Source organism: Mycobacterium sp., assembly GCF_035697385.1.
In the GTDB taxonomy this organism is placed as follows: Bacteria; Actinomycetota; Actinomycetes; order Mycobacteriales; family Mycobacteriaceae; genus Mycobacterium.
Map to the genome: position 1 here is coordinate 1 of NZ_DASSCY010000318.1, position 19,250 is coordinate 19,250.

General features: G+C 65.9%; 26 protein-coding genes. 12 read left to right on the plus strand and 14 right to left on the minus strand.

Annotation, left to right across the window (positions count from 1 at the left end; translation table 11 throughout):
* The 3 genes from VFH65_RS27120 to VFH65_RS27130 form a co-directional block, all read left to right on the plus strand.
* On the plus strand, positions 1-240 hold a 240-nt coding region (locus tag VFH65_RS27120; RefSeq protein WP_353325911.1), incomplete at its 5' end, for an enoyl-CoA hydratase-related protein.
* Positions 241-299: 59 nt separating this feature from the next.
* On the plus strand, positions 300-776 hold the full coding sequence (locus tag VFH65_RS27125) for a DUF4262 domain-containing protein (RefSeq protein WP_353325912.1): 477 nt from the start codon (positions 300-302) through the stop codon (positions 774-776).
* Between the two features lie 65 nt (positions 777-841).
* A complete protein-coding gene (locus VFH65_RS27130) occupies positions 842-1,309 on the plus strand; it encodes a DUF4262 domain-containing protein (RefSeq protein WP_414688520.1) in 468 nt (155 codons plus the stop codon).
* Here VFH65_RS27130 and VFH65_RS27135 read toward each other — a convergent pair.
* The 5 genes from VFH65_RS27135 to VFH65_RS27155 all read right to left on the minus strand — a co-directional run bounded on the left by VFH65_RS27135 (position 1,297) and on the right by VFH65_RS27155 (position 4,798).
* A complete protein-coding gene (locus tag VFH65_RS27135; protein ID WP_353325945.1) occupies positions 1,297-2,070 on the minus strand; it encodes a class I SAM-dependent methyltransferase in 774 nt (257 codons plus the stop codon). The genes VFH65_RS27130 and VFH65_RS27135 overlap by 13 nt on opposite strands.
* Positions 2,071-2,261: 191 nt before the next feature.
* Positions 2,262-3,284: an NAD-dependent epimerase/dehydratase family protein gene (locus VFH65_RS27140; protein ID WP_353325915.1), complete on the minus strand. Its 1,023-nt coding sequence runs from the start codon at positions 3,282-3,284 to the stop codon at positions 2,262-2,264.
* Complete coding sequence (locus VFH65_RS27145; RefSeq protein ID WP_353325917.1) at positions 3,281-3,787, minus strand: nuclear transport factor 2 family protein; 507 nt, start codon at positions 3,785-3,787, stop codon at positions 3,281-3,283. The genes VFH65_RS27140 and VFH65_RS27145 overlap by 4 nt, the downstream gene beginning before the upstream one ends.
* Positions 3,788-3,830: 43 nt before the next feature.
* On the minus strand, positions 3,831-4,235 hold the full coding sequence (locus VFH65_RS27150; protein WP_353325918.1) for a hypothetical protein: 405 nt from the start codon (positions 4,233-4,235) through the stop codon (positions 3,831-3,833).
* 14 nt (positions 4,236-4,249) lie between these two features.
* Positions 4,250-4,798: a TIGR03618 family F420-dependent PPOX class oxidoreductase gene (locus VFH65_RS27155; RefSeq protein ID WP_353325920.1), complete on the minus strand. Its 549-nt coding sequence runs from the start codon at positions 4,796-4,798 to the stop codon at positions 4,250-4,252.
* Positions 4,799-4,880: 82 nt separating this feature from the next.
* On the opposite strand from VFH65_RS27155, the gene VFH65_RS27160 reads away from it, so the two are divergent.
* From VFH65_RS27160 to msrA, 3 genes are read left to right on the plus strand one after another with little or no spacing between them, the layout of a single operon-like run.
* On the plus strand, positions 4,881-5,489 hold the full coding sequence (locus VFH65_RS27160; protein ID WP_353325921.1) for a TetR/AcrR family transcriptional regulator: 609 nt from the start codon (positions 4,881-4,883) through the stop codon (positions 5,487-5,489).
* A gap of 26 nt (positions 5,490-5,515) precedes the next feature.
* Positions 5,516-5,977, plus strand: a complete 462-nt coding sequence (gene msrB / locus VFH65_RS27165; RefSeq protein ID WP_353325922.1) for a peptide-methionine (R)-S-oxide reductase MsrB — start codon at positions 5,516-5,518, stop codon at positions 5,975-5,977.
* Positions 5,974-6,492, plus strand: coding sequence for a peptide-methionine (S)-S-oxide reductase MsrA (gene msrA / locus VFH65_RS27170; protein WP_353325924.1), 519 nt, complete (start codon positions 5,974-5,976; stop codon positions 6,490-6,492). The genes msrB and msrA overlap by 4 nt, the downstream gene beginning before the upstream one ends.
* On the opposite strand, the gene VFH65_RS27175 is transcribed toward msrA, so the two are convergent.
* Entirely contained in the window at positions 6,473-7,801 is a 1,329-nt protein-coding gene (locus VFH65_RS27175; protein ID WP_353325926.1) for a cytochrome P450, read from the minus strand. The genes msrA and VFH65_RS27175 overlap by 20 nt on opposite strands.
* Positions 7,802-7,809: 8 nt before the next feature.
* Positions 7,810-9,192, minus strand: a complete 1,383-nt coding sequence (locus VFH65_RS27180; protein ID WP_353325927.1) for a cytochrome P450 — start codon at positions 9,190-9,192, stop codon at positions 7,810-7,812.
* 101 nt (positions 9,193-9,293) lie between these two features.
* Between VFH65_RS27180 and VFH65_RS27185 the strand changes: the two genes are divergently transcribed.
* Positions 9,294-9,908 (plus strand): TetR/AcrR family transcriptional regulator, encoded by a 615-nt coding sequence (locus VFH65_RS27185; protein WP_353325929.1) that lies wholly within the window; start codon positions 9,294-9,296, stop codon positions 9,906-9,908.
* On the opposite strand, the gene VFH65_RS27190 is transcribed toward VFH65_RS27185, so the two are convergent.
* Positions 9,894-10,463, minus strand: a complete 570-nt coding sequence (locus VFH65_RS27190; protein WP_353325930.1) for a TetR/AcrR family transcriptional regulator — start codon at positions 10,461-10,463, stop codon at positions 9,894-9,896. The two genes, VFH65_RS27185 and VFH65_RS27190, sit on opposite strands and share 15 nt — an antisense overlap.
* A 54-nt stretch (positions 10,464-10,517) precedes the next feature.
* On the opposite strand from VFH65_RS27190, the gene VFH65_RS27195 reads away from it, so the two are divergent.
* Entirely contained in the window at positions 10,518-11,189 is a 672-nt protein-coding gene (locus tag VFH65_RS27195) for a class I SAM-dependent methyltransferase (protein WP_353325931.1), read from the plus strand.
* A 16-nt stretch (positions 11,190-11,205) separates the two neighbouring features.
* On the opposite strand, the gene VFH65_RS27200 is transcribed toward VFH65_RS27195, so the two are convergent.
* From VFH65_RS27200 to VFH65_RS27215, 4 genes are all read right to left on the minus strand, one after another.
* Positions 11,206-11,742 (minus strand): DinB family protein, encoded by a 537-nt coding sequence (locus VFH65_RS27200; RefSeq protein ID WP_353325932.1) that lies wholly within the window; start codon positions 11,740-11,742, stop codon positions 11,206-11,208.
* 210 nt (positions 11,743-11,952) lie between these two features.
* Positions 11,953-13,023 carry a prenyltransferase gene (locus VFH65_RS27205; protein WP_353325933.1) on the minus strand — a complete coding sequence of 357 codons (1,071 nt, stop codon included), beginning with the start codon at positions 13,021-13,023 and terminating at the stop codon, positions 11,953-11,955.
* Positions 13,010-13,741, minus strand: a complete 732-nt coding sequence (locus VFH65_RS27210; protein WP_353325935.1) for a class I SAM-dependent methyltransferase — start codon at positions 13,739-13,741, stop codon at positions 13,010-13,012. Before VFH65_RS27210 ends, VFH65_RS27205 begins: the two co-directional genes overlap by 14 nt.
* On the minus strand, positions 13,735-14,970 hold the full coding sequence (locus VFH65_RS27215; protein ID WP_353325937.1) for a glycosyltransferase family 4 protein: 1,236 nt from the start codon (positions 14,968-14,970) through the stop codon (positions 13,735-13,737). The genes VFH65_RS27210 and VFH65_RS27215 overlap by 7 nt, the downstream gene beginning before the upstream one ends.
* Positions 14,971-15,192: 222 nt before the next feature.
* Between VFH65_RS27215 and VFH65_RS27220 the strand changes: the two genes are divergently transcribed.
* The gene (locus tag VFH65_RS27220; RefSeq protein ID WP_353325938.1) at positions 15,193-15,582 is read left to right on the plus strand and encodes a DUF3224 domain-containing protein; all 390 of its coding nucleotides are present in this window, start codon (positions 15,193-15,195) and stop codon (positions 15,580-15,582) included.
* Between the two features lie 2 nt (positions 15,583-15,584).
* On the opposite strand, the gene VFH65_RS27225 is transcribed toward VFH65_RS27220, so the two are convergent.
* Positions 15,585-16,040 (minus strand): PPOX class F420-dependent oxidoreductase, encoded by a 456-nt coding sequence (locus tag VFH65_RS27225; RefSeq protein ID WP_353325939.1) that lies wholly within the window; start codon positions 16,038-16,040, stop codon positions 15,585-15,587.
* A 26-nt stretch (positions 16,041-16,066) separates the two neighbouring features.
* Here VFH65_RS27225 and VFH65_RS27230 point away from each other — a divergent pair, with 26 nt between their 5' ends.
* From VFH65_RS27230 to VFH65_RS27240, 3 genes are read left to right on the plus strand one after another with little or no spacing between them, the layout of a single operon-like run.
* Positions 16,067-16,549, plus strand: coding sequence for a flavin reductase family protein (locus tag VFH65_RS27230; RefSeq protein WP_353325947.1), 483 nt, complete (start codon positions 16,067-16,069; stop codon positions 16,547-16,549).
* A 31-nt stretch (positions 16,550-16,580) separates the two neighbouring features.
* Positions 16,581-17,360 (plus strand): maleylpyruvate isomerase family mycothiol-dependent enzyme, encoded by a 780-nt coding sequence (locus VFH65_RS27235; RefSeq protein WP_353325940.1) that lies wholly within the window; start codon positions 16,581-16,583, stop codon positions 17,358-17,360.
* A gap of 2 nt (positions 17,361-17,362) precedes the next feature.
* Entirely contained in the window at positions 17,363-18,904 is a 1,542-nt protein-coding gene (locus tag VFH65_RS27240) for a GMC family oxidoreductase (protein ID WP_353325942.1), read from the plus strand.
* Here the strand turns inward: VFH65_RS27240 and VFH65_RS27245 are convergent.
* Positions 18,870-19,082 carry a hypothetical protein gene (locus VFH65_RS27245; RefSeq protein WP_353325944.1) on the minus strand — a complete coding sequence of 71 codons (213 nt, stop codon included), beginning with the start codon at positions 19,080-19,082 and terminating at the stop codon, positions 18,870-18,872. The two genes, VFH65_RS27240 and VFH65_RS27245, sit on opposite strands and share 35 nt — an antisense overlap.
* Between the last annotated feature and the right edge of the window lie 168 nt (positions 19,083-19,250).

The window sequence follows — 19,250 nt, forward strand, 5'->3', positions numbered from 1 at the left end:
GCGCTGATCCGGTCACGGCTGCCGATCGCGACGGCGCACGAGGCGATGACGACGGGGCGGCGCTACGGCGGTGAGGACGCACGGGCGGCCGGGATCGTCGCGGCCACCGCAGCCGAGGGCGAGGTGGTCGACGTGGCCGTCGCCCGTGCCGAGGAGCGGGCCGCGAAAGCGGGCCCCGTGTTCGGTGCGATCAAGGCGCGGCTCTATGCAGAGGTCATCGCCGAACTCAACATCAGCTGACCGTATTTGTCGGACGCCCGGCGCACTCTGACGGCAACCCCGACAGAAAGGTGCGGCCCATGTGCTGGCAGTGCGATAACCCCGACCGACCGATCCAGGAATACTTCGATGAACTGCGGGAGACGATCCGCACGCACGGCTGGGTGGTGCAGTTCGTCGAAGATGATCGAAGGCCATTCGCCTACACCATCGGACTGCACGACCGCGGGTTACCCGAACTGGTCGTGACCGGGATGCCGTCGGCGCTATCGGCCCTCACGTTGAACGCCGTCGCCAGGGGCGCGGTGGACGGAATCGTGTACAAGCCGGGCGATCACATCGAAATCGAGCAGCGCATGATCCTCGAGGTCGTCGAGGTGGAGCACCCCGACGCACACCTGAACTTCGCCATCGCGCTCGCCGGGCCGCAGGTGCGCGCACTGCAGCTGGTATGGGCCGACGAACGTGGCCGCTGGCCATGGGATGCACGGTGGTCGCACGGTCGCCGGCGCCAACCCGTGCTCGGTGTACGGCACCCTCTACGCGACGCAAGCTGAACCCGATTTGTTGTCGGACCCTGCGGGCAAGCTGGCCGCAACTACGACAGGAAGGTGCGGCTGCGATGTGTTGGATGTGCGATCACCCGGAGGCGTCTACTGAGGACTACCTCGAGGTTTTGCGCACCAAGGTGCGCAAGAACGGGTGGGCCGTGCAGTACGTCGAAAGTGCCCGAACCCCATTCGCTTACACCATCGGCCTGCACGACTGGGGGCTGCCGGAACTGTTGGTCACCGGCGTCTCTCCGCCTCGGGCGTCGCGGTTGTTGAACGGTGTCGCGCGGGACGCGCTCCGCGGCCTGTCGTTGACACCCGGCAGTCAGATCAAGCTGGAGGCCGGACCGCTGATCGAGATCGTCGACGTCGACCACCCTGACGCTCATATGGGTTGGGCCGTCGAGTCCGGCGGGCCGGACGTCAGCGCGCGGCAGTTGGTGTGGGCCGACGGTCGGGGGCGCTGGCCGTGGTCCGCAAAATTCTGTGACGGTCGGCGTAGGCAGCCGGTGCTGGGCTATCGGGCTCAGAAGGCGTAGCGGTGGTACTGCGCCATATAGCGCCATGAATGCACTGGTTTCATGACCGCGGCCATCACGCGGTAGTACCACGCGACTTCGGTGAACGTCGCCGAGTCGAACGGAGACACCCAAGCGAGCAGCCGCACACCGGGTACCGCGTCGACGATGTCGTCGGGTCCGTCGATTCCCCAATACAGGGTGGCTCCGGAGCGGCGCACCACCGCGTTCATCCACTGCGACTTGATGCCCAGCCGGTTGAATGCGTCGAACTGCAACTCGCCGGACGGGGCGTGCTCGACGACCCGGCGCAGCAGCGCGATGCCGTCCTCCTGCGTGAGGTACATGGTCAGGCCCTCGCCGATCATCAATGTCGGGCGGCCGCGCGGAATCTGGGCGAACCAGCTGGGGTCGGTCACCGAGGCGGCGATGACGTGGTAGCCCTCGCGCGTCGGGTAGAGCTGTTGGCGCAGGTCGGCCACGTCGGGATAGTCGACGTCGTACCACGCGACGCCGGGGCCGGGATCCAGCCGGAAGTAGCGAGCGTCGAGGCCGCAGCCCAGATGCAGCACGACGGCATCGGGGTTGACGGCGAGGAACTGCCGGGCCCAGTTGTCGAAGTGCGCGGACCGTGTGGTCACCGACGGCGAGTTGCCCGGTGTGATCGCGGTTTTCTTCCAGTCGTAGTCAATGCGGTCGACGATCTCCTTGGCGAACCGGTCGCCAAGGATCGGCTTCGGCAGATCGGCGTCCAGCGCCTTGGCGTAGAACGTCGCAAGCATGGTCTGTGGGGCGCCGCTGAGGTCAACGTGCAGTTTCTCGCTCACAGATCCGAGGCTAATCCTGTTGCAGCCGTAGACGCTACGCACTGAACAGCGGTCGGCGCGCCGTTCAGTGCGAGTGATATCGCCTGTGATATCGAGTTTCGACACGCACTATGACTCTCCCGGCGATGCTGACGTGACGTGTGTGGCTATCCGGTTTTGCTCTTCCGCTTGGCTTCACGCAGCCCGACCCAGAACCGTGCGGCCTCGCGGATGGAATCCTCGACGGGCTTTGGCTCCCAACCCAATTCGCGGGTCGCTTTGGTGTGATCCACTGCTGCCTCCGCGCGCATCAGCCGCAACGAACCAAGCGAAAGCAGCTCGTCGGTACCGCGCAACCGCGCCTTCACCGTTCCGAAGCTCGCCAGCGCGTACGCCACGGGTAGCGGGATCGACTTCGCCGGTGGCGGCACGCCGGCCGCCTCTGCCGCGATGCGCGCGACCTCGGCGTTGCTGATCATCTTCTCCGAGACCAGGTATCGCTCCCCCACCCTGCCGTGCTCTGCCGCGAGAATCATTGCGCGGGCGGCATCGTCGACGCCGACGGCTTCCAGTTCGATGCCGCTCATCACGAACGGCAGCTTGCCGAACGCCGCGCCTGCGATGATCGCGCCGTGCGGGGTGCGGCCCCAGTCGCCGCTGCCGTAGGTGGTGGACACGCACATCGCGACGGCGGGCAACCCCTGCTCCTTCGCGTACTGCAGCACCATCTTCTCGGCCTGTAGCCGGGAGCGCACATACGGCGTCAACCCGCGCTCGCCAGCGATGACGTCGTCTTCGGACGCGCGATGCCCGCGGCGCCGGTCGACCGTCACGTAGCTGCTGGTGAAGACGAACTTCCGTAGGCCCGCAGCTATGTCTTTCTCGCTGGCGATGCCTAGCACATTGCGAGTGCCGTCCACGTTGGTGCGAAACAGCGGCGCCGGGTCGTGCAGCCAGCCGCGGGTGTCGACAACGCAGTAGTACACGTCGTCGCAGCCGGCCATCGCCTCGCGCAGCGTGTCGTCGTCCCAGATGTCGCCGAGGAACCGCGTGACAGCCAGGTCGTCGATGCCGATCGTGTTGGCGTTCGGACGCACCATCGCCCGCACCTCATGACCATCGGCCACCAGCTGGCGCGTCACATGCGAACCCAGAAAGCCGTTCGCGCCGATCACCAACTTGGGCTTCACTTCTGACCTCCGAACTGGCGCATCCAGGACGCCGCCTCATCGGGCAACGTGCCCAGCTCCTGGGCCTTGCGGCACCACTTCATCGTCACCGAGACGAACCGCAGCGGGTTGTAGACGTCCTCCTGACGGCACCACAGCCCGTCACCGGCATAGGTGAGGATCGAGATGTTGGTGGCGCTGATGATCGTGCCGTCGCCGGGGTCGCGCATCGGGTTGTCGAGTTCGCAGATGATGCGGCCGGTCGGCTCGTCGATCACGCTCCACAGCGACGGGAACGACGTCATGTAGCTGCCCGGGAAGCTCTCCATCGTCTTCCATATCCAGCCGCGGACTTCGTCGCGTCCGTGCATGGTGCCAGCCGCGTGTTCGACGTAGGTCACGTCCGGCGAGTACTGCTCAACCCATGGATCCCAGTCGCGCGTCTGCGCGGCGCGATCGACCGTCGCCTGGAATTTCTCGAGCGCCGCGGCCAGCTCGTCCCGCGTGAACGTCTTGCTCGTCACCCGCAAACTAGAACACGTTCTACCGCGGTTTGTCGAGGCTCGGTCAGTAGACGCTGAGCACCTGGCGGTCACCGACCGGAGTCTGCAGCGGCACCTCCAGCGTGCCGGTCAGCGCAATCAGGATGCATGCCCGCCCCACCGCATCGGGTCGGGTTCCGCCGCGCAGTTCCACGGTGACGTTCTCGGCGGTCTCGTGCACCCGCGCGTTGACGCCGTAGCACTCGGGCGTGCCGGTGGTGAAATGCAGAGCCAGCAGCTTGCCATCGCCAAGGCGGCTCCATGACTGGATGGGCATCAGATGCGGGTCCACGATCGTCGGATCATCGACGAACGCGACACCGGTAACGCCGGGCGGAACCTCGGGTACGACGGACGCCGGCTCGGCCGTTGCCGCAGGGGCGGTGCAGAAGGCCAGAGCAGCCAAGAGTCCCAACGTTATTGCGCGCACGTCTTTACGGTAAGTCAGAGCCAGCGCTTCGGAATGGGCAACCGAAAGCGCAGGGCTGTGAATGCCCGTGTCGCCCACGGCAGACTCGCGGAACCGTCGTTGGTGCGGATGACGTCGGGACGGATCCGGATGATGGCGCGGCCGTTGTCGAATGCGCCGACCTCGGCCATCTTCTGCTTGTACACCTCGCCGCCGATCCGCCCGAGGTAGTGGACGGCGATGCCGTCGGTCGGGTCCTGGTCGTCCGCGCCGAGCACCTCGACGCTCGCCTGGCCGTCGATGATCACCGCGCCGTACGGCGCGCGATCGTCGTGCACGAGGACCGTCACCCGCGGATTGCGCCGGATCGCGAACACTTTGGGGTCGGCGGCGCCGGTGCCGATGAGGACCTCACCGTCGCGCCACTTGAACCACACGGGCACCACGAACGGGCTGCCGTCGCGGCGCGCGTACGCAAGCGATGCGCTGCGTGGTTGGGCCAGGAAGCGGTCGAGTTTGCGATCGGACATGGCGACCCCTCGGCTAACGGCCTGTCGCGTCGGGGCGCTGGTGGTGACGGTCATGTGAGCTCCTCTGTTTACGTCGTAAACAGGAACGCTATCACCCGCTTGTTTACGTTGTAAACACCCGGCTAGTCTCGACGGTGTGCGACATGCGCCCCTTCATCGGACCGAGATCGTCGACGCCGCCATGGGGCTGCTCGACGACGAAGGTCTCGGCGCGCTCACCATGCGCCGGCTCGGCAGCGAGCTCGGCGTCGAGGGCATGGCGTTGTACCGCCACTTCCCGAACAAGGACGCGTTGGTCGACGCCGTCGCCGCGCACCTGCTCGACCTCGTCGAGCTCCCCGATCCGGAGACCACCCCGTGGCGCCAGGGCGTGCACGATGTCGTCAACTCCTACCGGGACGCCGGCCTAGCCCATCCCATCGCGTTTCGGTTGTCGGCCACCAGGCGCGCGTTCGACGCCCGGCTGTTCGACATCGGCCAGTGCCTGCTGCGGCTGCTCGAGCGCGGCGGTATCGCAGGCACGGCGGGGGTGCGGACGTATCACGGCCTGATGGGGCTGGTGCAGGGCGCGACGATGATCGAGCTGACGCTGGTTGACGGGCCACCGGAGTTCGACGGCCCCATGCCGACGGCACAGACACATCCGCTGGTGGCAGCCAATCTTGACGAGCTGATGGCGTGCATGGGCGGCGAAAACCTGGGTGATCTGATCGACCAGGTCATCGATGGCGCACGGATTAACTGACGCGCGCAAACGGTTATACAGGCGCTATGACAGACGTCTACAACAAGAATCCCGCAGCGGTCGGCGCGTTGTCGCCGGAGCAGTATCACGTCACGCAGGAGAACGGCACCGAGCGGCCGTTCACCGGTGAGTACTGGGATAACCACGAGCCCGGTATCTACGTTGACGTGGTGTCCGGTGAGCCGCTGTTCGCGTCGGTCGACAAGTTCGACAGCGGCACCGGCTGGCCGAGCTTCACCAAGCCCATCGCCAACGTCGTCGAGAAGCGCGACTTCAGCCATCTGATGATGCGCACCGAGGTGCGGTCCGAGCATGGCGACAGCCACCTCGGACATGTGTTCAACGACGGACCGCGCTCCGAAGGCGGACTGCGCTACTGCATCAACTCAGCAGCCCTGCGGTTCATCCACCTCGTCGACCTCGAGGCGCAAGGATATGGGCAATACCGCTCGCTGTTCGTCAAGTCGGGCTCAAAGGAGGAAGTGTGACCGAGTACAAGAAGGCCATCCTGGCCGGTGGCTGCTTCTGGGGCATGCAGGACCTGATCCGCAAGCAGCCTGGCGTGGTCTCGACGCGTGTGGGCTACACCGGCGGCCAGAACGCCAACGCCACCTACCGCAATCACCCCGGCCACGCCGAGGCGATCGAGATCGTCTACGACCCCGCCAAGACCGACTACCGGGCGCTGCTGGAGTTCTTCTTCCAGATTCACGATCCGACCACCAAGGACCGGCAGGGCAACGACATCGGCACCAGCTACCGGTCGGCGATCTTCTACGTCGACGACGAGCAGAAGCGCGTTGCGCTGGACACCATCGCCGACGTCGACGCGTCGGGGCTGTGGCCGGGCAAGGTGGTCACCGAGGTGACGCCTGCCAGCGATTTCTGGGAAGCCGAGCCCGAGCACCAGGACTACCTGGAGCGCTACCCGACCGGCTACACCTGCCACTTCCCGCGGGCAGGCTGGAAACTGCCGAAGCGAACTACCGCCGGTGCAGGGTGACCAGGCCACCGTCCTTCGGCGTGAAGGCGATGCCCCGGAAGTGAATGTTCTCCTCCGGGGCGTCGTCCGTCTCAATCACGAAGTGCCGCAACACCGTTCGTAGCACCACCTCCATTTCGACATTGGCGAATGCGGCCCCGATGCACCGACGGGTACCTCCGCCGAAAGGCACCCACGCCGTCGGAGCCCTCTTCCCGACAAAGCGATAAGGGTCGAAGCGCTCCGGGTCTGGGAACACCTCGGCGTTGGCGTGCACGTTGGCGATCGCGATCATCACCGTGTAGCCGTGCGGTATCCGCCACTCGCCCAGATCAAAGTGTGACGTCTTGACGTGGCGTCCGGAGAAATCGATGACGGTGCGGTTCCGCTGCAGTTCCTGGATGGTGGCCTGGCGAAACTCGTTGCCGCCCTGGTCGTTTTCCTCGACTAGCTTGGCGACGACGTCGGGGTGGCGGCGCAACCGCTCGAATGCCCAGCCCAGCGTCGACGCGGTGGTCTCGTGCCCCGCGCCGAGGAGCGTCAGCAGTTCGTCCGAAATGTCCTGACGTGACATCGGAGTGCCGTCCTCGTACCGGCTGCCAAGCAGCAGCGCGAGGATGTCTGTGCGCTCCTCGAGCCGTGGGTCGGCCTCGGCCTTGTCGATCAATGCGAAGACAGTGCGGTCGAAGTTGCGGCGGAACTCGGCGAGCCTGCCCCACGGGCTATAGCGGCCCGTGCGAAAAGGCGGCTCCGGCAACGTGGCCATCCGCGAGCCCAATTCGGCCCACGGCGGGATGATTTCGCGCAGGTAGTCGAGCTCGGCACCGTCTGCACCGAAGACGGTCCGCAGGATCACGTTCAGCGTAATCCTGTTCATCGGCTCCAGCGTGCGAAACTCCTTGCCCTCCGGCCAGTTTGCGCTCTCGCGCAGGGTTTCCTCTTCGATGATCTTCTCGTAGTTCTTGATGCTCTGGCCATGGAACGGCGGCGCCAGCAGCTTGCGGCGGGCCCGGTGCTCCTTACCGTCGAGCGCGAACACCGAGCCCGGCCCGAAGATCCTGCTGAGGTTCGGTTGCACGTTGATCAGGTCATCGGTGCTCGCGAGGAACACCTGCCGCGCCAGCGCGGGATCCGAAACGACCACGCTGCGACCGAAGAACGGAACGTTGATGGCGAAGACGGGGCCGTGACGCTTCACCGCGCTCCGCAAGAACCGGCGGCGGAATCCCGCCATGAGGACCATCTGGACCAGCTTCGGCAGGCGCACCGCGGGTGGCATTTTGCCCGCAGTGGAACCAGCCTTCGTGTCGACGGTCGTTGCGTCAGTCATGGGTCTCCCTAGGCGAGTGTCGTTTTGCGGCGATGCACGACCATGCGGCCGCCGTCTTTGGGCGTGTAGGCCACGCCGCGTGAATGCACCTTTTCGTCGGGCGCGCTCGTTGTGTCGATGACGAAGTGCCGCAACACCGTCCGTAACACCACGTCCATTTCCACGTTGGCGAACGCGGCGCCGACGCAACGCCGGGTGCCGCCGCCGAACGGGATGTGGGCGAACGTCGGTGGCCGGTTGCCGATGTAGCGCTGCGGGTCGAACCGGTGCGGATCGGAGAACTCCTGGGCCCGTTCGTGCATCGCGGAGATGCTGACGACGATCGAATAGCCTTGCGGGATAACCCAATCACCGAGTTCGAAGGTCGGCGCATAAACGTGCCGACCGGCGAAGTCGATGACCGTCCTTGCCCTCTGCACCTCGAGAATGGTGGCCTGCCGGTACTCGTTGTCCTCGGTTGCGGCCTCCTCGACCAGCTTCGACAACACCTCAGGGTGTCGAGTGATCCGTTCGAAGGCCCACGCGAGAGTGGATGCGGTGGTCTCATGGCCCGCGGCAAGCAGCGTGAGCAATTCGTCGCCGATGTCCTGGCGGGACATGGACGACCCGTCCTCGTAGGTGCTGCGCAGCAGCAGCGCGAGAACGTCGTCGCGGCTGTCGAGGTTCGGGTCGGCCTTGACCCGGTCGATGAGCCTGGCGATGACTTCGTCGTACTGGCGGCGGTACTCGGCCAACCGGCCCCACGGGCCGTAGCGGCCGTAGGTGCGCGACGGCGTCGGCAACGTCGCGATGCGCGAGCCGAGGGTCACCCACGGCGGGATGATGCGGCGCAACTCGTCGAGCTGTTCGCCGTGGGCGCCGAACACCGCGCGCAGGATCGCGTTGAGCGTGATTCGCATCATCGGCTCGATGGTTTCGAACGCCTGACCCTCAGGCCAGTTGGCCGACTCGCGCAGCGTCTCTTCGGTGAAAATCGTTTCGTAGTTCTTGATGCTCTTGCCGTGGAACGGCGGTGTCAGCAGACGGCGACGGCGGCGGTGGTCGGCGCCGTCGAGCGCGAACACCGAGCCCGACCCCAGCACCCGGGACAGGTTGGGCTGGATGTTTCCGACGTCCTCGGTGTTGGCGATGAACAACTGCTTGGCCAACTGCGGTTCGGCCACGATGACGGTCCGGCCGAACACCGGGAGGTTCAGTGTGAAGACGTTGCCGTAGCGGCGGGCAAGCTGCGCCACCGTCCATCGTCGCGATATCGAGAACGCGAGGCCCTGCAGGGCCTTCGGGATCGGCGGGCGGGGCGGCAACTTCACCGCGCGCGGGGTTTCCGGTTCTTCTGTGGGCGCTTCGACAGTCGCTGTCCCCTGCGCTACGCGCGTGGGCCCATCGCTCATGACCACTCCCAGCCGTTTCCCTGGTACTACCATGTACCGCAGGTTCGTGTAGTACGGTACCGCTTGGTACCAGAACTGCGCAAGGGTTTTGAGGAGGCGAAATGACGACAGCGCTCGACGCTCGAGTCGGCAACGCCGCCGACCCGTTTCGCGATCGGCTGATCGACGGTTTGGGAGCCTCGATCGGCGAGCGCGGCTACCGCGACACCACCGTCGCCGACATCGTTCGGCACGCCAAAACCTCCAAGCGCACCTTCTACGAGCAGTTCGCCAGCAAGGAAGAGTGCCTGATCGAGCTGCTGCGCAGGAACAACGAGAACCTGATCGCCGGCATCCGCGCGAGCGTCGAGCCCGAGGCGGACTGGCAGGTGCAGATCCGCCAGGCCGCGAACGCCTATGTCGACCACATCGCGTCGCGGCCGGCGATCACGCTGAGCTGGATCCGTGAGGCGCCTGCGCTCGGCGCGGCCGCTGTGCCGTTGCACCGCTTGGCGATGGAGCAGCTCACCGACATGCTGGTCGATCTCAGCGACAGCGCGGGGTTCCGGCGCGCGCACCTGCCGCCGATATCCCGTCCGATGGCGTTGATTCTTCTTGGCGGATTGCGCGAATTGACCGCGCTGTTCGTCGAGGACGGGCGGGATGTCCGGGGCATCCTCGAGCCCGCTATCAGGGCCGCGACGGCGCTGTTCGGAGTGCAGTCAGCTCAGGATTAACCGTGCCGAACGCTCAAGCCGTTGCGCAATATCCGCATACGACGCGTATCCCATCCCCGCGCGGACCAGCGCGCCCGAGTACAGCATCTCCAGCGAATCGATGACTTCCGGATCGGTGCCGGGTCGCAGCGCCGAAGCGAGTCGATCGCGGATCTCCCTGCCGATTCGCAGCCGTAACTCCTCGACGTCGGGATCCTTGCCGAGCAGCGATGTGGTGACCGCTCCTGCGAACTCCGGCTCGTCGGCAACCAACAGCGCGATATGCCGCAACACTTCGATGACGCGCGTAGCCGGGTCGTCCGATTCGTGCGCCGCGGCCGGCGAGGCGGCCAGCCGGCGCCAAAACACCTCGGCGACGAGGTGTTCCTTCGACGAGAAGTACGTGTATGCGGTGGCCGCCCCAACGCCGGCCTCGGCAGCCACCCGGCGCATCGTCAGACCGGCGAATCCTTCTCGGCCCAGGATCTCGACCGCGGCTTGCCCAAGGCGATCGACGGTGTCGGCTTGCTTTGCGGTCAGACGGCGCCGAGTCGACTCCAGAGCCGGATCGGACACATGTCCGGACGCTACTACAACCGCCTTTCACCAGCAACGGTAAGTTGGACCGCGATGAGCCACACCGACACCGCGCTGCCCGAGGCCGCCGCCCGCCTTTTCGCGCTCGCCGAACAGGTCACCGGATTCATGCCCGCCGACGAAGGACGCGTCCTCTATGACACTGCGGCGCGCTACCTGGGCGAGGGCGTCGGCGTCGAAATCGGTACGTATTGCGGAAAATCCACGGTGCTCTTGGGCGCGGCGGCCCAACAGAGCGGCGGCGTGGTCTACACGATCGATCACCATCACGGGTCCGAGGAACACCAGCCGGGGTGGGAGTACCACGACTCCTCGATGGTTGATCCGGTGACCGGGCTCTTCGATACGCTTCCGACGCTGCGCCACACACTCGATGCGGCGGGCCTTGACGATCAGGTGGTCGCGATCGTCGGGAAGTCATCGATCGTCGCGCGTGGATGGCGAATGCCGTTGCGGCTGTTGTTCATTGACGGCGGCCACACCGAGGAGGCGGCGCAGCGGGACTTTGACGGCTGGGCCAGATGGGTGGACGTCGGCGGCGCACTCATCATCCACGACGTCTTCCCCGATCCGAACGACGGTGGCCAGGCCCCGTATCACGTGTATCGACGCGCGCTGGACACCGGCGACTTCCGCGAAATGTCTGCGACGGGGTCGATGCGGGTGCTGGAGCGGACGTCCGGTGTGCCGGGCGAAGCCCTGTAGGGCATCTGCCCCGAGTTCAGCTACCCCATGCTTTTGCGCCGTCGATCGCTTCCCGGATGATGTCGGCATGGCCGGCGTGCTGTGCCGTCTCGGCGATGAGGTTCATCAGCACCCGCCGGGCCGAAATGCGAGTGCCCGGCTCGAACCACGGCGCCACCGGTAGTTCATGCGAGATGTCCAGATCGGGCAGCGACGCCACCACTTCTTCGGTGCGCTGGGCGACCCGCTCGTAGTGCTCGAGTAGCCCGCTCAAGGTCTCACCCGGAAGCATCCGAAACTCCGCCTCCCGCTTCGCCCAATCGGACTCGTCCCAATCGATCCAATCCTTCCCGTCCTGGGCCATCGCGCTCCCGCCCTCGAGAATGAAGTCCACCCAACCTGATTCGGTCCGCGCCACGTGCTTGATGAGGCCACCCAGGCATAAAGTGCTGACCGTTGGACAGCCGGCCGCCTGCTCATCAGTGAGGTCGCGGGTGGTGTTGCGCAGGAAGTACCGGCTCTGCGTCAAGGCCGCCAGCAGCTCGGCTCGCTCTCCGATAATCGTCTCCGTCATGGCAGAAACGTATAGCCGTCATAGGACAGGTCTTGTCCTATGAATCGCCGAGGCGGGCCCAATCCGCCAGCCCGGCGGCGGTGGTGACGTGGTCCAGTGCCAGCGCCGCCGGTCTGCTTCAAGCGGTGGGGTTGTCAGCGCTGCCGTGGGCATGCCTGTTGGGCCTCAGCCTTGCCGTGATCCTCTTGTCTCGCAAGGCGTTTCCGTCGGCTACCTATCGCTCGTAGCGCACGCGCAGTCGTAGTCGCCCTCGAGGCCACGCGGCAGGTCCACGCCGCGGAAAATGCCGCTGCCCGCCGTGGTCGACGACAGCGCATCGGCGGCAAGGATGACAGCCGCGCCCGTCCAGGTGGTGCGCTCCTCCGGCCATCGCTTCCCGTCGGCGAACACCAGACCGGTCCAGTAGGAGCCGTCGTCTTCGCGCAGGTGATGCATGGCCGCGAACTGCTCACGCGCGCGCGCCGTATCGCCGATGGCGTCCAAAGCCATGACGAATTCACAGGTTTCGGCTCCGGTCACCCATGGCCGGTCATCGACACAACGGATGCCGAGGCCGGGTACGACGAAGTCGCTCCACCGTTCGTCGATGCGCGCCCTGGCCGCAACGCCGCGCAGTGCGCCGCCGAGCACCGGGTAGTACCACTCCATCGACCAACGATCCTTCACCACGAACCCCTCGGGGTGGTCGGCGATCGCGTGGCCCAGCTGTCCGACTGCGACCTCCCATTCGGGCTGGGGATCATCGAAGTAGTCCGCCAACGCCAACGCGCACCTCAGGCTGTGGTAGATGCTGGCGCACCCGGTCAGTAGCGAATCCGGCTCTGGCCCGGAATCGCTTCGAGCCCATGCGATTTCGCCGGTGGGCCGTTGAAGGCCTAGCACGAATTCGACCGCCTTGGCGACAACGGGCCACATGGCTTCGGCGAACTTGCGGTCACCCGTGATGAGGACGTGATGCCAGACGCCTGTGGCGATGTAGGCGCAGAAGTTGCTGTCACTGTTGACGTCTTCGATGACACCGTTGCGGAGCTGGATCGGCCATGAACCGTCCGGTCGCTGGGCGTTCCGGCTCCATTCGAACGCCGCTCGCGCAGGTTCGACCAATCCGGCGGCGGTCAATGCCATCGCGTTCTCGACGTGGTCCCACGGGTCGGTGTGCCCGCCGTCGAACCACGGGATGGCGCCAGAGGATTCCTGTGTCGCGGCGATCGACTGCGCAGTCTGACGGCATTGCGCCGGCGTCAGCACGCCTGGCACGCCAGGGACATCAGGAGAAAGCAACAGGGACCACCGGCTTCTGGAAGTACATCGCCACGCTCTTGCCGATCACGGGGTTCAGCAGCGACTCGGCTGTACGAGTGAGCCACGGCTGCTCCATCATGTCCCACACCAGCAGTTTGTGGTATGCCGCAACGGCGGGGTGATCGTTGTTCGACGTTCCCACAGCACATTTCAGCCACCAGAATGGCGAGTGCAGCGCATGCGCATGATGCGTGTGAGTCAGCCGCAGTCCATGCGCCAGGACTTTGTCGCGCAGCGCGTCCGCCCGGTAAATGCGGATGTGGCCGCCCTCATTCGCGTGGTACTCGTCGGACAGCGCCCAGCACACCCGCTCGGGCAGCCACCGCGGAACCGTGATCGCCAGTTTGCCTCCGGGTTTGAGCACCCGGATCAGTTCGGCGATCGCCCGGTCGTCTTCGGGCACGTGCTCGAGGATCTCCGACGCGATAACGCAGTCGAAAGTGCCGTCGGCGTAAGGTAATTCGAGCGCATCGCCCTTGACCGCCTCGGCCTTGGCGGACTCGGGGACCTCACCCTGGTCCTTCATCGCCTGCAGGATCTCGTCGACGTCATTCAGGTCCGACGCGCTCTGGTCGAAGCCGATGACGTCGGCCCCACGCCGGTATGCCTCGAAGGTGTGGCGGCCCGCGCCGCAGCCCACGTCGATCACCTTGGTGCCTGCAGCGACACCCAGCCGGTCGAAATCGACGGTCAGCACGCCGCCACCTGCGCGCGTGCCCGCTCGTAGACCGCGACGGTCTGCGCCGCAACGGATTCCCAGCTGAAGACGTCGAGCGCACGCTGGCGCCCATTCGCGCCGAGGCGGGCCAGCTCCAGCGGAGAGTCCAGCAATTCGCCCAGCACGCCGGTCAGTTCGTCGACGTCGGCGGGACGGACCAGCCGCGCGCATTCCCCGTCGACGCCCACCACCTCGGGCAGCGCGCCCGCGCGGCTGGCGACGATCGGCGTGCCGCTGGCCATCGCTTCGACGGCCGGCAGTGAGAAGCCTTCGTACAGCGAAGGGATGCAAGCGATTTCGGCTGACGCCAAGAGGTCGGCGAGCTCAGAGTCGGTCAGTCCGCTTGAGCTGTGCACGATGTCGGAGATGCCCAACTCCGCAATGAGCTTCTCGGTGGGTCCGTTCGGTTCGAGCTTCGCAACCAGCTGCAGCTCGAGATCGCGCTCGACGCGCAAGCGCGCAACCGCGTGCAGCAGATGACGAACGCCCTTGAGGGGGACGTCGGCGCTCGCGATCGCGATGATGCGATTGCGGACCCGGTGCTCTGAGGGCTTGAACAGTTCTGTGTCCACACCGAGCGGCACGACACGCAGCTGGCTGGCCGCCACTCCGAAGTCCTCGGCGATGTCGGCCGCCGAGGTCGACGACACGGTGAGCAGCTCCGGGATCTGATGCGCCACCTGCTTCTGCATCTCGGCGAATCCGTACCACCTGCGCACCAGCGGCTTCCTCCACCACTTCGCTGCTGCGACATCGAGGACGCGGTCGCGGGTGATCGGGTGATGCACCGTGGCCACCACGGGCAGACCGAGACCGGCGATCGTCAGCAGCCCGGTGCCCAGGCACTGGTTGTCGTGGACCACGTCGAAGTCGGCGAGGCGTTCGGCCAGCAGCCGCGCGGCCCGCAGGCTGAACGTCTTGGGCTCGGGGAAGCCGGCGGTCCACGTCGTCAGCAGTTCGAGCAGGTCGATGCTGGTCTTGATCTCACTCGGCCAGGGGATGCGGAACGGGTCGGGCTCGCGGTACAGGTCCAGGCTGGGCACCTTCGTCAGTCGCACCCGCGGATCCAGCCCCTCGGGATAGGGCTGGCCGGAGAAAACCTCGACGTCGTGGCCGAGTTCGACCAGCCCACGGCTGAGGTGGCGGACGTAGACCCCTTGCCCGCCGCAATGGGTCTTGCTCCGGTAGGACAACAAAGCGATGCGCATGCTCAGCTCACCAAGATGCGCACTAGTGGACAAGTCCGGGGCCGGTGAGCTGGACAAATGGTGTCACGCAAAGACTCCGAACCCTCTGGACATGTGTCCAGACTATAGTTTGACGTGCTAGCGGACGCAACGCGGCCGTACTCCTCTGACTATCACAGTCGAGGTGGCCGTCGTGCTCGGCCTGTCGATTCCGAACCCCTCGGGCGGGGTATTCGCCTCGTCATGAGCAGACACATCGAAGCCCGCTTCGAGATCGGGAGCTGGGACGAGACGCCCTTCGAAGACGGCGATGACTCGACGAAGCTGACTGAAGCACTGGTCGCAAAACGCTACGAGGGCGACATCCAAGGCACGTCGACCACGAAGTGGCTACTGGCCTACACGCCCGAAAAGACCGCGCTCTATGTCGGCATCGAACACATCACCGGCACGGTCGGCGGCAAGAAGGGTGGCCTGGTGCTCCTCCATGACGGCGTCTACCAGGACGGTGTCGCAAGCGCCGAGTTGCGCGTCGCGTCCGGAACCGAGGAACTGGCCGACGCGGCAGGCACCGGGAAGTTCCGCGCCGATCCGTCAGGCACACTGACCCTCGATCTCGACGGCGCCTGGTAGCGCTATTGCGGAGGGAAGCCGCCGGTGGCCACGGGGCCCCATCGGTGCGGGGTGACGCGGATCAGGCACTTGCCCTGATCGACCATGGCTTGGCGGTACTCGTCCCAGTCGGAATGCTCGCCGGCGATGGATCGGTAGTAGTCGACCAACGGCTCGACGGCGTCGGGCAGGTCGATCACCTCGGCGTCACCGTCGACCTGAACATAGGGGCCGTTGAACTCGTCCGACAGAACGGTGACGCTGGCCCGCGGTGTGCGCCGGATATTGGCCGACTTGGCGCGCTGCGGATAGCTGGAAATCACCAGACGTCCGGCATCGTCGACTCCGCCGGTCACTGGAGAGCTCTGCAACGAACCGTCCGCGCGAAACGTGGTGAGCACCATATGATGTCGCGGCCTGACGAAGTCGAGCAGTTCGGACAGCGAGACAGCGTCGGCTGTCGCGAATTTTCTGGCCACGCAACCACCCTAGCGACGAGGCGATGATGGAACCGTTCGACAAAGTGATGTCGCTGCTCGACTACCCGATGTACGTGGTCACCACCCGGGCAGGCGATGAGACGTCGGGTTGTCTGGTGGGGTTCGCCACCCAGGTGAGCATCGATCCGGCGCGATTCCTGGTCGGCCTGTCCAAGCGCAATCACACCTATCGCGTTGCGCAGCACGCGCAGTACCTCGCCGTGCATCTGGTGCCCCGGCAGCACCGCGAGCTCGCCAGGCTGTTCGGTAGCGAAACGGGCGACGAGATCGACAAATTCGCGCGATGCAAGTGGCGGCCGGGTCCGCACGGCCTACCGGTTCTGCAGGACGCGGCCGGGTGGTTCGGCGGAGAGGTACTGAACCGCTACGACCTCGGCGATCATGTCGGATTCCTGCTGGACCCGCTCGCAGGCAGCGCCCCGGACACGTTCGAGCAGCTCGTCACATTCTCCGACGTCCGCGATCTGGATCCCGGTCACGAGGCATAGGCTATTGAGAGGGTTACGGTAAGGTACCCAGGTGCCCAACGACGCGGTCACCGCTCTGCGACGGGAGCGCCTTGCGCTGCTGAGCTTCTGCCGCGACCTCGACGAAGAGCAGTGGCGGACACCGAGCGCAGCCCCCGGATGGCGCGTGCAGGACGTCGTCGCGCACATGGGCTCGTCATGCCGCGCTATGTTCGGGCCTGCGGCACTAGAACTGGTCCGCAGCAAGGACATTGAGCGCTCCAACGAAGTGTTGCTCGGGCGGCGCCGCGACTGGTCGCCATCCCAGGTGCTCGCCGAGTACGAGCGCTGGAGCCAGGTGGTGCTGCGCGTGATGGGCGCGGTGTCGCGCACCCCGCTGGTCCGCGCTCCGATGCGGTTGGCCGAGTTGGGTCGCTTCTCGACCGGCCAGCTGCTGTGCGCGATCGTCTTCGACACCCACACCCATCTGCGCCACGACATCGCACCCGCGCTTGGCCGCCCAGCGCCGAGCACCGACGCCAACCGGATGGCCGTCGTCCTGGAGTGGATGATGGCCGTGCTGGGCAACCAGCTACGCGCAGCCGGACCCGCGTGGCTCGACCGGCCGTTGTCGATCACCCTTTCGGGGCCGGGCGGCGGATGTTGGGTGGTACGGCCCGGCGGCGCCGTCACACTCGGATCGCCCGACGGCGCCGCTGCTCAGATCGACGGCACCGCAATCGAATTCCCCGAATGGGCCACACAACGGGCAGCGTGGCGCGATCGCGAGGTGGCCATCGGTGGCGACGACGAGTACGCCGCGCGGTTCCTCGACGCCGTGAACGTGGTGTGAGCGTGGCGGTCTACGACTACGTCGTGATCGGCGCCGGATCGGCGGGGTGCGCCGTTGCGGGAAGGTTGGCTGCCGCATCTCATTCCGTGCTGCTGATCGAGGCCGGCGGTTCTGATCGCCGGATCCCTGTGCGGGCGCCGCTGGCATACGGCGCTCAGATCGGCAGTCGTACCGACTGGGCCTTCGAATCTGAACCGGAGCCCGCATGCGAGGGCAGGCGGATTTCGCAGCCACGCGGCAAGGTGCTCGGCGGCACCAGCGCTATGAACGCCATGGTGTGGGTGCGCGGAACTCAAGATGACTACGACGGCTGGCAGTTACCGGGCTGGGGCTGGGACGACGTCGAACCGGTGTTTCGAAGGATTGAATCGGGCCCGATGCGGTTGACGAGAGTGGCTGAGCCCGACGAGGTTTCACGCCGATTCGTCGCTGCGGCCCGCGCTGCGGGGGTGGTCGCCAACGACGATCTCAGCGGCCCCGACCTCGACGGCGCGGCGATCTCTCCGGTGACGGTGTGGAACGGCCAGCGGTGGAGCACCGCGCGAGGGTATTTGGATCCGGTCCGGCGGAGCTCGAACTTTTCGTTGGTGACCGGCGCGCTAGTGCGCCGCGTCGTCTTCGAAGACGCGACGGCGGTAGGCGTGGAGTACGAACGCAAGGGACGGCGTCACACCGTCACAGCTCGTCGTGAAATCGTGCTCAGTGCAGGCGCTTTCGGTACGCCTGCGCTGTTGCAATTGTCCGGGGTTGGGCCTGCCGATCATCTGCGCTCCGTCGGGATCACGCCCGTCGTAGACAGCCCACACGTCGGTCAGAACCTGTCCGATCATCCGGCGACGTTCATGAACTGGGAACTCGCGAAGGGGTTCATCGGACTTGCCGATGCGCGCAATCCGAAATGGTTGCTGCAGTGGATGTTTCGCCGGAGCGGAAAGCTGACCAGCAATCTGATGGAAGCGGTAGCACACGTACGATCCGCCCCCGGTCTGGCTGCACCGGACTTCCAATTGATCAACGCGCCGATCTTCGCCCGGATGGACTGGACCACACATCCGCGGCCGGCACTGTCAATCCTGCAGTCCTATTGGACGCCGGAAAGTCGGGGCAGTGTGTTGGTCCGGTCACCGGATCCGCGCGAGGCGCCGGCGATTCAACTCAACACGCTGAGCACACCGGGCGATGTCGCGGCGTTCGTGCGGGCGATCCGGCGCACGCGAGAGATCGTCGCCACCGAACCGCTAGCGTCGGCGATCGCGCTCGAACTGCATCCTGGTCCGCAGGTCAACGCCGACGCGGAGGTAGAGGCGTGGGTGCGCGCGACGGTGGCCACCACCGGTCACCCCGCCTGTTCGGCGGCGATGGGCACTGAACCCGACAGCGTGCTCGACGAGCGGCTGCGGGTCCGCGGCATCGCGGGGCTACGGGTGGCCGACGCCTCGGCACTGCCGCGCATCCCTCGGGCCAACACCAATGCGCCGGCGATCATGGTCGGAGAACGCTGCGCCGACTTCATCCTCGAAGCGGCTGTGCGTGTTGCTCGGTGATGAGCCGTCCTAGCAGACGCCGCTCGGTGACCATCAACAGCTTGTTCAGCCGTTCGTAGCGGCTCAGGATTGCTTGTTGATCGGAGCGCGTCAGTGTGTGCAGCGGCAGCGCCGCTACCGCGTTGTACGCAGCGTCTACGGCGTCTAAAGCCGCGACGGCATCTTTGATCGAACTCATGTGTGGACGGTATCGTCGCGCGCCGACAATTTGTCGGTGTTTCGAACTAGTGTTCGAAGTGTGGAGTTGGTGGGCGGTCACGATCGCGGGGCGTGGGTCGCCGGTGTGGACATGATCGTTGCCGGGGTGGCGATGGTGCAGTCGGGGTCGGCCGATGAGTTGACCCAT

What these genes read in the sequence shown, in the direction of transcription:
- VFH65_RS27180 (WP_353325927.1), bottom strand. Translation starts at nt 9,192, where the DNA reads ATGAGCGATGGGCCCACGCGCGTAGCGCAGGGGACAGCGACTGTCGAA.
- VFH65_RS27185 (WP_353325929.1), top strand. Translation starts at nt 9,294, where the DNA reads ATGACGACAGCGCTCGACGCTCGAGTCGGCAACGCCGCCGACCCGTTT.
- VFH65_RS27175 (WP_353325926.1), bottom strand. Translation starts at nt 7,801, where the DNA reads ATGACTGACGCAACGACCGTCGACACGAAGGCTGGTTCCACTGCGGGC.
- VFH65_RS27130 (WP_414688520.1), top strand. Translation starts at nt 842, where the DNA reads ATGTGTTGGATGTGCGATCACCCGGAGGCGTCTACTGAGGACTACCTC.
- VFH65_RS27245 (WP_353325944.1), bottom strand. Translation starts at nt 19,082, where the DNA reads ATGAGTTCGATCAAAGATGCCGTCGCGGCTTTAGACGCCGTAGACGCT.
- VFH65_RS27220 (WP_353325938.1), top strand. Translation starts at nt 15,193, where the DNA reads ATGAGCAGACACATCGAAGCCCGCTTCGAGATCGGGAGCTGGGACGAG.
- VFH65_RS27125 (WP_353325912.1), top strand. Translation starts at nt 300, where the DNA reads ATGTGCTGGCAGTGCGATAACCCCGACCGACCGATCCAGGAATACTTC.
- VFH65_RS27155 (WP_353325920.1), bottom strand. Translation starts at nt 4,798, where the DNA reads ATGACCGTCACCACCAGCGCCCCGACGCGACAGGCCGTTAGCCGAGGG.
- VFH65_RS27195 (WP_353325931.1), top strand. Translation starts at nt 10,518, where the DNA reads ATGAGCCACACCGACACCGCGCTGCCCGAGGCCGCCGCCCGCCTTTTC.
- VFH65_RS27200 (WP_353325932.1), bottom strand. Translation starts at nt 11,742, where the DNA reads ATGACGGAGACGATTATCGGAGAGCGAGCCGAGCTGCTGGCGGCCTTG.
- msrB (WP_353325922.1), top strand. Translation starts at nt 5,516, where the DNA reads ATGACAGACGTCTACAACAAGAATCCCGCAGCGGTCGGCGCGTTGTCG.
- VFH65_RS27230 (WP_353325947.1), top strand. Translation starts at nt 16,067, where the DNA reads ATGGAACCGTTCGACAAAGTGATGTCGCTGCTCGACTACCCGATGTAC.
- VFH65_RS27135 (WP_353325945.1), bottom strand. Translation starts at nt 2,070, where the DNA reads ATGCTTGCGACGTTCTACGCCAAGGCGCTGGACGCCGATCTGCCGAAG.
- VFH65_RS27215 (WP_353325937.1), bottom strand. Translation starts at nt 14,970, where the DNA reads ATGCGCATCGCTTTGTTGTCCTACCGGAGCAAGACCCATTGCGGCGGG.